The 13,616-nt window shown below is 66.0% G+C and carries 9 protein-coding genes; 3 read left to right on the top strand and 6 right to left on the bottom strand.

Features of this window, described 5'->3' with window-relative positions; genetic code table 11:
* The first annotated feature begins 23 nt into the window (after window positions 1–23).
* The 3 genes from ISF28_RS06400 to ISF28_RS06390 all read left to right on the top strand — a co-directional run bounded on the left by ISF28_RS06400 (window position 24) and on the right by ISF28_RS06390 (window position 6,598).
* The gene (locus ISF28_RS06400; RefSeq protein ID WP_198116328.1) at window positions 24–2,912 is read left to right on the top strand and encodes a TonB-dependent receptor; all 2,889 of its coding nucleotides are present in this window, start codon (window positions 24–26) and stop codon (window positions 2,910–2,912) included.
* A 349-nt stretch (window positions 2,913–3,261) separates the two neighbouring features.
* Window positions 3,262–5,913, top strand: a complete 2,652-nt coding sequence (locus tag ISF28_RS06395; protein WP_198116327.1) for a TonB-dependent receptor — start codon at window positions 3,262–3,264, stop codon at window positions 5,911–5,913.
* A gap of 202 nt (window positions 5,914–6,115) precedes the next feature.
* Window positions 6,116–6,598, top strand: coding sequence for a glutathione peroxidase (locus ISF28_RS06390; RefSeq protein WP_198116326.1), 483 nt, complete (start codon window positions 6,116–6,118; stop codon window positions 6,596–6,598).
* A 12-nt stretch (window positions 6,599–6,610) separates the two neighbouring features.
* On the opposite strand, the gene ISF28_RS06385 is transcribed toward ISF28_RS06390, so the two are convergent.
* The 6 genes from ISF28_RS06385 to ISF28_RS06360 form a co-directional block, all read right to left on the bottom strand.
* Complete coding sequence (locus tag ISF28_RS06385) at window positions 6,611–7,615, bottom strand: alpha/beta hydrolase family protein (RefSeq protein ID WP_198116325.1); 1,005 nt, start codon at window positions 7,613–7,615, stop codon at window positions 6,611–6,613.
* A gap of 94 nt (window positions 7,616–7,709) precedes the next feature.
* Window positions 7,710–9,230 (bottom strand): family 43 glycosylhydrolase, encoded by a 1,521-nt coding sequence (locus ISF28_RS06380; RefSeq protein ID WP_198116324.1) that lies wholly within the window; start codon window positions 9,228–9,230, stop codon window positions 7,710–7,712.
* Window positions 9,231–9,460: 230 nt separating this feature from the next.
* Window positions 9,461–9,775: a hypothetical protein gene (locus ISF28_RS06375; protein ID WP_370663395.1), complete on the bottom strand. Its 315-nt coding sequence runs from the start codon at window positions 9,773–9,775 to the stop codon at window positions 9,461–9,463.
* 40 nt (window positions 9,776–9,815) lie between these two features.
* The gene (glcF, locus tag ISF28_RS06370; RefSeq protein ID WP_198116322.1) at window positions 9,816–11,051 is read right to left on the bottom strand and encodes a glycolate oxidase subunit GlcF; all 1,236 of its coding nucleotides are present in this window, start codon (window positions 11,049–11,051) and stop codon (window positions 9,816–9,818) included.
* A 5-nt stretch (window positions 11,052–11,056) separates the two neighbouring features.
* Window positions 11,057–12,118: a glycolate oxidase subunit GlcE gene (gene glcE / locus ISF28_RS06365; protein ID WP_198116321.1), complete on the bottom strand. Its 1,062-nt coding sequence runs from the start codon at window positions 12,116–12,118 to the stop codon at window positions 11,057–11,059.
* Window positions 12,119–12,120: 2 nt separating this feature from the next.
* Window positions 12,121–13,602 carry an FAD-linked oxidase C-terminal domain-containing protein gene (locus ISF28_RS06360; RefSeq protein WP_198116320.1) on the bottom strand — a complete coding sequence of 494 codons (1,482 nt, stop codon included), beginning with the start codon at window positions 13,600–13,602 and terminating at the stop codon, window positions 12,121–12,123.
* Window positions 13,603–13,616: the final 14 nt, after the last annotated feature.

Here is a 13,616-nt window from a genome sequence, read left to right as displayed (position 1 = left end):
CAATAACTTTCTCAGGAGACCACATGTCGATTCATGCCCCCAATGGCCGCCGGAACACGGCCCAGCCCCCGCTTCAACTGAAATTGAGCGTCCTCGCCCTGATCGGCGCCGGCCTGTTGGCCGCCGTCCCGGCCCTGGCGCAGGACGCCGCGGCATCCGGTGACGCCGCCAAGAGCGATAACGTTGTCGTCGTCACAGGCGTCAGGGCATCGCTGATCAAGAGCCTGGCGATCAAGCGCACCAACGACCAGGTCGTGGAATCGGTCGTTGCCGAAGACATCGGCAAGCTGCCCGACAACAACGTCGTCGAAGCGCTGCAGCGCGTCACGGGTATCCAGGTCACCAACCGCGCCGGCGGCGAAGTCGGCACCTTGTCCATCCGCGGTCTGCCCGACGTCGAAACGACCTGGAACGGCCGCAATATTTTTACCGCGTCCGGCACGCAGGTCGCGCTTCAGGACATTCCCTCGACCCTGGTGCGCCAGATCGACGTCTACAAGACGCGCGACGCCAGCCAGCTGGAAACCGGAATCGCAGGCCAGGTCGACGTCAAGTCGCTGCGGCCGTTCGATTTCAAGGGCAAGCAAGTTTCGCTGTCGGCGCGTGAAACCTATCTCGATCCCGCGAAAAAGGCGAACCCGCAGCTCAGCGCCATGTTGAGCAACCGCTGGAAAACCGGCGCCGGCGAATTCGGCGCCCTGGTCAATCTGGCGGACACCAAGACGAGCTACCGCAATGAAAGCGTGACGCCGGGTGCCATGGTGCCGTTCGTCAGCCCCAATGCCGCCGAAGATCCCCAAGGCTACACGCCCTTGCAGCGCATCTTCGACAACAATATCTGGACGCCTGGTACCCATACCGGCCTGCCGATGGCAGCGGGTTCGACGCTGAATTTCGACGGCAAGGCCTATCCGTATTACCTGTCGCGTGACGCCGTTTTCCAGAGCGACGTTCACGGCGAGCGCAAGCGTCCTGCCGCCAATATCGCCTTGCAGTGGAAACCGAACAGCGATTCGGTCTACACCTTCGAATCGATGTACAACGGCTATCGCGACAAGTCCTTCAACCGCTTGCTGTTCAGCTTCGTCGACTGGTGGGGGGCGCTCGGCAACGACCCTGCGGGATCGATTACCACGTACCCGGGAACGAACGTCATCAAGAGCCGTACGGTCGGTAGCGTCTATGGCTTCAACAGCGGCGACTACACCACGTCGGCAACCGATTCCTACGTTTATGCCCTGAACGGCAAGTGGTTCGTGGGCGACAATCTGAAGCTGGACGGTGACCTGTCGTACCAGACCAGCACCTATCACTCGGAATTCACGGCCACCCGGATCGATCGCGTTGCACCGTCCATCAACGTCAACTTCAATGACGGCAGCAACAACACGTCGTTCCATTTCAACAACGATGCCGACCTGACCGACCCGTCCAAGTGGAACGTTGCGCAGTTCTACGATAACGCCAACCGCAACAAGGGCAGCGCCGCGACGGCCAATCTGTCGGGCGTCTACGATGCCGACTGGGGTGCGCTGCAGACGCTCCAGTTCGGCGTGCGCTTCGACGACCGCAAGGCGTCGGAGGCCAACCGGACGCAATCGGCCTACTTGGGCCGCAACCTTGCCTCGCTGGGTTCGGGGTATGCCTCCAACAACTCGAACTTCGGCACGGACATCTCGGACGTTCCGCGCTCATGGGTGGAGCCCAATGCCTACTACATCCGCGACCACATCGACGACTGGCGTTCGCTCTATAACGCGGCCGATCCGAACTTCCTGACGACGGACAAACTGAGCCTGCAGAAGACGTTCGAGGTCGATGAAAAGACGACCAACCTTTTCCTGATGGGGAATACCCAGAACGAACTGTTCGGCCATCGCCTGCGCGGCAATTTCGGTGTGCGCTACGTCAAGGTCAATACCGGCATGACCTTCTATAAGGTCGATGCCACCACCAAGGCGGTCACGCCGACCACTGCCAGCAAGTCGACCCACAAGGTCCTGCCCAGCATGACCCTGATTTACGACCCATCCCGGGACGTCGTGCTGCGCGCCAACTATGGTGAAACCCTGCGCCGCCCGAACTTCGGTGACCTGAATCCTGTCCTGCAACTCGGTGACGACGTGTCGAAGGTGGGTTATGGCTCGGGCAGCGGCGGCAACCCGGACCTGAAACCGACGCGCTCCAAGAACCTCGACCTGACGGCCGAGTGGTATTTCCAGAAGGACAGCGCACTCTACGGCACGCTGTTCAAGCGCAAGATCGACGGCCTGGTCGTGGGCTTGCGTCACAGGGTTCACGTCGATCCGGCGAACGACCCGTTCCGCAACTCGACCTCGGGCGGCGACCATACGAACGGCTATGACTACGTCATCAACTCGCCGGTCAACGCCTCCAACGGCACGATCAGTGGCGCCGAGCTCGGCTTTATCTACTTCCCGAAGTGGCTGCCGAGCGCGCTGAACGGTCTGGGCGTCCAGGGCAGCTATACGCAGCTCACCTCGTCGCAGAACGTGCCCGACGCCAATGATGCCGGCGTCATCGTCTCCCAGCTCGAGACACCGTTCTTCGGCGTGTCCAACCACTCCTACAACGCCACCCTGGCTTACGAAAAGGGCCCGGTCAGCGCGCGCCTGTCCTATGTCTGGCGCTCCGGCTTCCTGGCCGCCAACGAAGCCGCCTTGTTTGCAAATCCGATCGGTATCTGGCGACATCCGGAAAAGAGCGTGGACATGCAAGTCTCCTACAAAATCAACGACAACATGTCGGTCGATATCAGCGGCGTCAACTTGACCAACGAAATGCAGCAGCAGTACTACCACTTCGGCGATGCGGGTAATGCGCAGGTGAGCAATTTCGGTACGCTCCAGATCGGACGTTCGGTCTCGGCTGCCTTGCGCTGGAAGATGTAATCCCCGGCGGTCAAGAAGCCCCCGTTAGCCACACAGGGCGTTGCCCGGTTCACACCGGCAGCGCCCTTTTTCATTTCACTCGTGGATGCCGAGTGCCGGCCAACGCGCGACACCTGCGGATCGATTCGCCCGCCCCCACCGTTGTCCGGCAACCACGCTCAAAATCTAGAATTTGCGCTACCTCAATACGGAATCGATTGCATTAGCCCTATGAGCGCCACGAATGTTAGCGCTTTTCATACGAAAATCGATATCAAAGTCCGGGAAAAAGTCATTGGATTGTTTAGGCTACTCGTCCATAAGATGGGTTTCAGTGCTCGGCATAACAATAACTTTCTCAGGAGACAATATGTCTACTCGTACCCCCAAAGGCCGCCGGAACACGGCCATCCCCCCTCTCCAACTGAAATTGAGCGTCCTCGCCCTGACCGGCGCCGGCCTGCTGGCCGCCGTCCCGGCCTTCGCGCAGGACGCCGCACCAGCCGGTGACGCCGCCAAGCCGGACAGCGTCGTCGTCGTGACCGGCTTGCGCCGCGCCGCCCAGAGCGCCCAGAAGATCAAGGAGGATGCCGACAACATCGTCGACTCGATCGTCGCCGACGACATCGGCAAATTCCCGGACACGAACGTGGCCGAGACGATCGCCCGCGTGTCCGGCATCCAGGTGCGCCGCGACGCCGGCGAAGCGAACTCCGTGCTGATCCGCGGCCTGCCGGGCATCGCCACGATGCTCAACGGCCGCGAAATGTTCACGACCACGGGCCGCTACATCCAGCTGGCCGACATCCCGTCGACCATGCTGCAGCGCGTGGACGTCTACAAATCGCAGGCCGCCGACCAGATCGAAGGCGGCATCGCCGGCGTGGTCGACGTGCGCACCAACCGTCCGTTCGACTTCAAGGGCCAGACGGCGTCCGTCAACGTCGGCATGCGCAACAAGGACAAGGCCGGCAAGACCGATCCGGAAGGCAGCGCGATGTACTCGAACCGCTGGAAGACGGCCGCCGGCGAATTCGGCGCGCTGGTCGGCGTGTCGTTCGTCAAGGACCACTTCTGGGAAGAGCGCGACTTCAACACCTTCCCGATCCAGAAGGACTGGCTGCTACCCAACCTGACCGGCCCGGACCTGGTCGGCATCGAAGCCATCTACGGCCAGCGCAAGCGCACCGGCGCCAACTTCGCCTTCCAGTACCGTCCGAACCGCGACGTCGAACTGTATGCGGAAGGCCTGGCCTCGCACTACCAGAACCGCGACGAGACCGACTTCTTCGTCGGCCTGCCGTGGTGGGCGGACGGCGCCGGCATCAAGGGCACCAAGATCCCCGGCACCAACCAGCTCGACACGCTGACGTCGAAGAACGCCAACACCATCCTGTCGACGCAGGCGCGCGCCTCCGAGAACCGGACGTCGCAATACGCCGTCGGCGGCAAGTGGCGCGTGAACGAAAACCTGCGCGCCAACGCCGAGATCGCGCAGACCACGTCGCACTACGACTGGCGCAACCCGATCCTCGACACCTTGATGAACGTGCCCGACGTCTTCGTGAAGACCAACGTCGACGGCTCGTCGTTCATGCGCTACGGCGGCATCGACATGGGCAGCGCGAACAACGCGACGTTGTTCCAGCTGTTCGACCGCTACGGCAACGACAAGGGCAGCTCGACCGACTTCCGCGCCGACGCGACCTACACCCCGGACAGCGACGGCTTCTTCAAGGACTTCACGGCCGGCGTGCGCGCGTCCAACCGTTCGGCCGAATCGATCAAGTCGTTCGAAGGCAGCGTGCCCGCCCCGGCCAACGTGAAGGCCTCGACCCTGCCGGCGATGGCCTGCACGGTGCCGTCGACGTCGGTCAACTACGGCACGCAGAACTGGTACACGCCGTGCGCCAGCTTCATGCTCGACAGCACGGGCACCGTGCGCCAGGCCGTCACCGGCAACTCGGCCGCCAAGGCACTGGATCCGGGATCGTTCTTCAAGGAGACCGAGAAGAACTACGCGGTCTACCTGAAATCGCGCGTCGGCTTCGACCTCGCCAAGGTGCCGGTGGACGGCGTGGTGGGCGTGCGCGTGACCAAGACCGACTCCGACCTGACCGGCAAGAACGTCGTGAACGGCAACTACGTCGACACGCCGGTCAGCACCAGCCATACCGACGTGCTGCCGAGCGCCAACTTCACCGCGCACCTGCGCCGCGACCTGCTGGCCCGCTTCGCCTACGGCAAGACGCTGGCCCGTCCGGACTTCGCCCAGCTGAACCCGGGCACCGCGTACGTGAACTCGAACGGCACGACGGTCCAGGCGACGGCATCCGGCGGCAACCCGAACCTGAAGCCGATCAAGGGTGTGAACTTCGACACCTCGCTGGAATGGTATTTCGCACCGACCGGCATGGTCAGCGTCGCCGCGTTCCGCCACAACTTCGACGGCTACATCCTGTACAAGGCCGTGCCGGAGACCTACCAGGGCGTGAACTACGACACCACCCGTCCGTTCAACACGGACAAGGGCCACCTGCAGGGTCTGGAATTCTCGTACCGCCAGTTCTTCGACAAGCTGCCGGGCTGGCTGGGCGGCTTCGGCATGGAAGCCAACTACACCTACATGGAAGGCGGCATCACGGAATCGGGCGGCTCCTCGGTTCCGACCCTGACGTTCCCGGGCCTGTCGAAGAACGCCTACAACCTCGTCGCCCTGTACGAAAAGTATGGTGTGTCGGCCCGCCTCGCGTACAACTGGCGTTCGAAGTTCGTGCAGACGTACGGCGACCGTCCGGGCAACGCGGGCACGTCGCCGGCGATGAACCTGATCGCCGCGCCGATGTCGACGCTGGACGGTTCGCTCAGCTACAAGATCACGCCGGACCTGTCGGTCACCCTGACCGGCACGAACCTGCTGAACTACAAGTACGTGGACTACTGGAACGACCAGAACCTGTACCCGCGCGACACCCGCCGCTACGACCGCACCGTCGGCCTGTCGCTGAACTGGAAGTACTGACCGTCTCTCCATCGATGCCCCGGGGCGGCCGCCCCGGGCGTCTCCCGGTTCGCGCCGCCGCCAGTCGGCGCGAACCTTTCGACGCCCTGCCCCGCGCAGGGCGTTTTTTCATCCACCGTCCGGCGGCCCGCAACGGCTGCATGCCGCGCGCCTTTGCCTTACACTGTCGCCTCCGGATTCACGCAGCTGACAGGAGCCTCTCATGAACGTGTTCGACTTCCAGGCCACTTCCCTCGACGGCAAGCCGGTCGACCTGGCCCGGTACCGCGGCAAGGTCCTCCTCATCGCCAATACCGCCAGCAAATGCGGCTTCACGCCGCAATACCAGGGCCTCGAATCGCTGTACCGCGAGCTGCACGCGCGCGGCCTGGAAGTGCTGGGCTTCCCCTGCAACCAGTTCGGCGGCCAGGAACCGGGCAGCGAGGCGGAGATCGGCGCGTTCTGCGAAAAGAACTACGGCGTCTCGTTCCCGATGTTCGCCAAGGTCGACGTCAACGGCGATGCCGCCCATCCGCTGTTCCAGCACCTGAAAAAAGCGGCGCCGGGCGTGCTGGGCACGGAAGGCATCAAGTGGAACTTCACCAAATTCCTCGTCGACCGCGACGGCACGGTCCTGCACCGCTATGCGCCGCAGACCAAACCGGAAGACATCGCGGGCGATATCGAGAAGGCGTTGCAGCAGTAAGCCGGCAGCCGCTCAGCGCCGGTCGAACCACGCCATGATGGCGTCGTAGTCCTTCTGCACGTCCGCCATCGTGCCGCCTTCCGGCACCAGCGCGTGGCCCGCGCGCCGCACGCGCCGGAACGTGACGTCGCGCCCGAGCGCGCGCAGGCGCGCGTACGCGACCTCGGTCGACAGGATCGGCACGCTGTCGTCCCGCATGCCGCTGGCCAGGTAGACGCGCGCCTTCGACTGGACGAGGTTCTCGCCGGGTGCCTGCGCGAAGAAGGTGCTCCAGCGCAGGTAGGTGTGGCCCCACGCGAATTTGCCGGTGCTGCGCGGATCGGCGTTGATGGCGTCGACGGTCGCGTCGACGTCCGCGAGGCGCGCCAGCGTGTCGTCGTCGCTGTTCCCGGCGCGGTAGGCATTGGCTGCGAAGTCGAACAGCTGGCTCGTGCCGGTGCCGCCGACCAGCGCCACGTGTGTCACGGCCGGCACCGTGCGCGCGAGGCCGGCCGCCATCGCCGCGCCTTCCGACACGCCGAACACCAGCACGCGGCTGTCGTCGACCCAGGGCAATGCGAGCGCATGGCGCAGTGCGTCGCGCAATGCGGCCAGCCAGCTGTCGTAGGAAAAATAAGCGTTGAACGCGGCCGGGCATGCCGTCGCCACGCCCGGCTGTCCCTGCGGGGGCGCATCCGGCTGGAACGGCTTGTCGACCACCATCACGGCGTAGGCGCCCTGCTGCGCCAGCGGCACGAAGCCGAAGACGGTCGAGTAACGGTGCGGCGTGCCCAGGCCGACGAAGGGCGGGATGCAGCCCGATCCCTGCACGAACAGCACGAGCGGCGCCTTGTGCGCAGGCTTGGAGATGACGTAGCGGACATCCGGCGCGCCGGCGCGCGGCAGCGTGAAGCGCACGGCGGCCGCCTTGCCGAGTGCCAGCGCTTCCTGCCGCTCGGCGGGCGCGGCGCGGATCGCCGGGATGGCGAGCAGGATGCCGCAAGCGAATGCGAGGAATTGCTGGATGCGTCGGTTCATGCGCGGCCTTCAAAGTGGATCGAAGCCGCGATCATCGCACGAACCGGCGCACGGCAGACTATCTCGTGCAACGCGAAGTGCCTGCCTTCAAGCTTTACTTGACGTAGGGCCAGCCGTCCGCGGTGAAGCCGAGCGTGTTGATGCCCAGCGTGGCGCGGCCGCCGTTGTTGCCGTCGTAGTAGTGGTACACATAGGTCGGCGCGTTGTTGTTGCCGGCGTCGGTGAACACGCTGCCGCCGCCCGGGCCGATGATATTGCCGTGGGTGCTGAGCAGGATGGTGCCGCCGCCGGCCGTCAGCGCGACGCCGCCGCGGTCCACGTAAGGCCCGGTCACGCTGGTGGAGCGGCCCACGATGGTGCGATAGGTGCTGGTCGTGCCGTTGCAGCAGAGGTTAATCGGCGCGAAGTAATAGTAGTAGCCGTTGTAGTAGTAGATGAACGGTCCTTCCTCGCCCGCCGACGGATTGCCGCGCCGGGCCAGCGTGACCACGGTGGTATTCGTCTTCGATTGCAGGCCGGTGCTCGGGTCCAGCTGCATCAGGTGCGTGCCGTCGCTCCACGAACCCCAGGCCATCCACCAGTTGCCGCTGGCGTCCTTGAACGGCGCGGGGTCGATGGCGTTGTCGGTGGTGGCCCAGAAGCCGGACGCCGGCTGCGTGGTCGTGCTGGTCCACGACTTGGTGACGAAACCCTTGTCGGTCCACGGACCGGCCGGCGACGAGCTGGTCGCCACGCCGATCACCGCTTCCGCCCCGCTGCTGGGCAGGTAGGGAATCGAATAGTACTGGTAATACGTGCCGTTCGAGACCAGCATGCTGGGCGCCCACACGTCCGTGTTGGCGCCGTTGTTCCAGCCCTTCGGCGTCTGCAGGCCGCTCCAGGAACTGAAGTCCGGGCCGATCGACGGGCAGTTCGGCGCATAGCCGCCCATCTGCGCGCTGGTGCAGTTGGTGTACATCGTGAAGTTGGTGCCGTCGGTCGACGTGGCCACCGTCTGGTGCGAACCGTACAGCCAGTACTTGCCGCTGCCGTCGCGCAGCATGAACGGATCGTGCACGTAGATGCCGTTGCCGGCGACGGCGCGTGGTGCCGGATACGGGCTCACCTTGGTGTTCACCAGCTGCCATTCCTGGCACGCGCAGTTGGTCAGCCCCCACTGGTCGATGGTGGCCGCGGTCGACGTGCTCGCCATGTACACTTCCAGGTACTTGCCGCTGTTGACGTTCTGGATCAGGAAGTTCCCGTCCGCGGCCTGCGTGACGGTCCACAGGTGATCGGACGTGCCGTTGTCGGCCCATTGCACGATCTGCGCGCCGTCGGCGGTGGAGGCGCTGGCCACGCCCAGCACCTGGTGCGTCAGCATGTTCTCGATGTTGTACTGCCCATTCCCCATCGGCATGAAGTGCCACAGGTGGTCGGCCGTGCCGTTGTCGGTCCACTGGATCACTTTAGCGCCCGCGGCCTGGCTGGCGCCGTCGATCCCCAGCACCAGCCCACTGTTGACGTTCTTGATCTTGTACTGCACGCTCGTGTTGACGGTGATGGCGGCCTGCGCCGACAGCGCCGCGCCGGCCAGGCCGGCCAGCATGACGAGGCATGAAAATAGACGTTTCATGGAGTCTCCACTGAAAAGGTGATGAACCATTGCGCGATTGCCAGGGCAATCGGAGCGCGCGCGCCGGCCAATGTGGCGTTCTTCATGTAATCTCCGTTGTCGTTGGCGATTCCCGCACTGGCGGCGGGTATTGACTGCACTTGCAGTCTACTCAGCGGCAACGGGACGCACTAATCGTATTTATGTCGTGCGCCATATCCGATTCGATATCGAGCGCGGGTCGGCGTGGGTCAGCGCGTCTCGACGCGCGCCGACGCGTGGATCGTGCAGCCGCGGTGGACGTTTTCCAGGAAGCGCAACGCTTCCTCCTGCCGGCACGACGACGGCAGCAGGCGGCCCAGCGATTCGTCGTCGGCGATGCGGTCCACGCCATACGCGACCGCACGCGAAATGTCGCGCGCCTCGCGGCCGTCGCTGTTGTACAAGGCATCGTACACGCCGACCTCTTCCCACAGCGGTACATAGCCCGGACTGATGCTGTCCTGGAAGGCGACGGACGGCGCCGCATCCTCGTCCTGGGATATCAGCCGAAACACGAAACTCACGGGCAACTCCATCGAATCTTGAAACGGGGCGCCGATGCTATCACGGCACGCCCGCCAGCGCGCGGTCGACGAGCTCGATCCAGTGCGTCACGGGCGTCGCCGTTCCCGACTGCAGATGCGCGATGCAGCCGACGTTGGCCGAGACGTATTCTTGCGCGCCCGTCGCCTCGAGGTTGGCCAGCTTGCGGTCGCGCAGCGCGTGCGCGATGTGCGGATGCAGCACCGAATAGGTGCCGGCCGAACCGCAGCACAAATGGCTCTCCGCGCAAAGCACGACGTCGACGCCCGCCGCGCGCAGCACGCCCTCGACCTTGCCGCGGATCTGCTGGCCGTGCTGCAGGGTGCATGGCGGGTGGAACGCGACACGCTCGCGGATGCGGCCCGCCAGCAGCCGCGCGATCTCGTCTTCGACGTCGCACATCACTTCCGACAAGTCCTTCGTCAGCGCCGCGATGCGCGCGGCCTTGTCCGCATACGCATCGTCGTGCGCGAGCAGGTGGCCATAATCCTTGACCGTCACGCCGCAGCCGGACGCCGTCATCACGATGGCCTCGACCTCGCCGCTCTCGACGTACGGCCACCACGCGTCGACGTTGCGGCGCATGTCGGCCAGGCCGCCGTCCTGGTCGTTCATGTGGAAGCGCACGGCGCCGCAGCAGCCGGCACGCGGCGCGGACACGAGCTGGATGCCCAGCGCGTCGAGCACGCGCGCCGTCGCCGCATTGATGTTCGGCGCCATCGCCGGCTGCACGCAGCCGCCAAGCACGAGCATCTTGCGCGCGTGCTCGCGCGTGGGCCGGCGGCCGGGCGCGGGCACGGGTTGCAGCTTGTCCCGCAACGCGGGCGGGAGCAGCGGCCGTACCATCTGCCCGAGCTCGAACGCGGGCTTGAACAGGCCGGCGCGCGGCAGGAACGCCTTCAGGGTCGTGCGCTTGACCCTGTCGGCGAACGGACGGGGCACGCGCGCTTCGACCACCTTGCGCCCGATGTCGACGAGACGCCCGTACTTCACGCCGGACGGGCACGTGGTTTCGCAGTTGCGGCACGTGAGGCAGCGGTCCAGGTGCAGCTGCGTCTTGCGCGTCGGCGTCTCCCCTTCCAGCACCTGCTTGATCAGGTAGATGCGGCCGCGCGGGCCATCCAGCTCGTCGCCCAGCAGCTGATACGTCGGACACGTGGCGGTGCAGAAGCCGCAGTGCACGCAGGCGCGCAGGATCGTCTCGGCCTCGTCGCCCTCGCGCGTGCCCTTGATGAAATCGGCGAGATTCGTTTGCATGGTTCTTAATACATCCGGCCGGGGTTGAAGATGCCGGCCGGATCGAACCCGGCCTTCAGGCGCGCGTGGATGCGCGCGACGGCGGGCGCCAGCGGCTGGAACACGCCGACGCCCTTGTCGCCGCCACGGAACAGCGTCGCGTGGCCACCTGTGGCGGCGACGGTCGCGCGGATGCGCTGCGCCGTCGCGGCATCGCCCGGCGCGCGCAGCCAGCGCTGCGCGCCGCCCCACTCGATCAGTTGCGGGCTCCCGAGCACGATGGCGCCGACGGTCGACGGCACGGACAGGCGCCACAACGGCATGTCACCGTCAAAAAAACCATGCCGCTGCTCGCGCAGGCCGGCCCAGAAGCGCGCGCAGCCCGGCATCACGGCGCCGCCCAGCGCGCGGATGGCCGCGTCGACGGCCGCATTGGCGCCGGACAGCCGCAGCGCCAGCACGCCGTCGTGCCAGCAGCTCGCGGACACGGGCAACGGCCGGCCGCCCCATTCGTTCAGGCGGCGGATGGCGTCCACCTCGGCCACGCCGTCGAACACGAGCGTCGCCTCGCGCGGCGCGCGCGGCAGCACTTTCACGGAGACGTCCAGCAGCAGGCCCAGCGTGCCGAGCGATCCGGCCAGCAGGCGCGACACGTCGTAGCCGGCCACGTTCTTCATCACCTGGCCGCCGAAGCGCAACACGTCGCCCTTGCCGTCCAGCCGAGTGCAGCCGAGGACGAAGTCGCGCGCGGCGCCGCTGGCCGCGCGGCGGGGGCCGGACAGGCCGGCCGCGATGGCGCCGCCCAGCGTCGCGCCGGCGCCGAAATGCGGCGGTTCGAACGCCAGCATCTGTCCCTGCCGCGCGAGCAGCGCTTCCACGTCGGCGAGCGGCGTGCCGCAGCGCGCCGTGATCACGAGTTCCGTCGGCTCGTAGTCGACAACCCCGGCATGGCCGCGCGTGTCGAGGACGTCGCCCTCGAGCCGCTGCCCATACCAATCCTTGGTGCCGCCGCCGCGGATGCGCAAGGCGCGTTGGTCGCGGGCGGCGGCGCGCACGTGGTCCCGGAAGTGTTCGACGATATCCTGCATGATCAAAATCGCGGCAGATGGGCAAACGGCAGCGCGCCGCCGGACACGCGCATGCGGCCCAGTTCCGCGCAGCGGTTCAAGGTGGGAATGGCCTTGTTGGGATTCAGGAGCATGCTTGGGTCGAACGCGCGCTTGACGGCGAAGAAGGCGTCGAGTTCGCGCGCACCGAACTGCACGCACATCGAATCGATCTTTTCCACGCCCACGCCGTGTTCGCCCGTGATGGTGCCGCCCACTTCCACGCACAGCGCGAGGATGGCGGCGCCGAACGCTTCCGCGCGATCCAGCTCGCCCGGCCGGTTGGCGTCGAACAGGATCAGCGGGTGCATATTGCCGTCGCCCGCGTGAAACACGTTCGCGCAGCGCAGGCCGAACGTCGTCTCCATCTCCTCGATGCGCGCCAGCACGTGGGCGAGCTGCTTGCGCGGGATGGTCCCGTCCATGCAGTAGTAGTCGGGCGAGATGCGGCCCGCGGCCGGGAACGCGTTCTTGCGGCCGGACCAGAAGCGCAGGCGCTCGGCCTCGCTTTGCGACACCGCGATCGCGCTGGCGCCCGCATCGCGCAGCACCTCCGTCATGCGCGCGATTTCCTCCGCCACTTCGAGCGCCGTGCCGTCCGCCTCGCACAGCAAAATGGCGGCGGCGTCGAGGTCGTAGCCGGCTTTCACGAACGGTTCGACCATGCGCGACGACGTGCGGTCCATCATCTCCAGGCCGGCCGGGATGATGCCGGCCGCGATCACGCTCGCGACGGCATTGCCGCCCGTCGCCACGTCGTCGAACGACGCCATGATCACCTGGGCCTGCGCGGGCTTGGGCACGAGTTTGACGGTCACTTCCGTCACGATGCCCAGCATGCCTTCCGAGCCGATGAACACGGCCAGCAGGTCGAGGCCGGGCGCGTCCAGCGCGTTGCCGCCGAGCTCGATGACGTCGCCTTCGATCGTGCAGACGCGCACGCGCAGCACATTGTGCACGGTGAGGCCGTACTTCAGGCAATGCACGCCGCCCGAGTTCTCGGCCACGTTGCCGCCGATCGTACAGGCGATCTGCGACGACGGGTCCGGCGCGTAGTACAGGTCGAACGGCGCGGCCGCTTCCGAGATGGCGAGGTTGCGCACGCCCGGCTGCACGACGGCCGTGCGCGCGTATTCGTCCACGCGCAGGATGCGGTTCAAACGCGCGGTCGAGATCACGACGCCGTCCGCCAGCGGCTGCGCGCCGCCGGACAGGCCCGTGCCCGCGCCGCGCGGCACGATGGGCACGTTCAGTTTGCGGCACACCTCGAGGATGGCGAGCACCTGCGCCTCGTCGTCGGGCAAGGTCACCACCAGCGGCAGCTGGCGGTAGGCGGCCAGGCCGTCGCATTCGTAGGGACGGGTGTCTTCGGGATCGGCGAGGACGGCGCGCTCGGGGAGCACGGCGCGCAGGGCGGCGGCGACTTGCCGCCTACGCTCGGGGTCGACTGCAATCGGGGGCATCATAAGGCGATTGTAAG

The organism is Massilia rhizosphaerae, from assembly GCF_016093545.1.
GTDB classification, from domain to species: domain Bacteria; phylum Pseudomonadota; class Gammaproteobacteria; order Burkholderiales; family Burkholderiaceae_D; genus Telluria; species Telluria rhizosphaerae.
The sequence above is the reverse complement of the archived record's forward strand: the minus strand, read 5'-3'. Positions and strand labels throughout refer to the sequence as shown.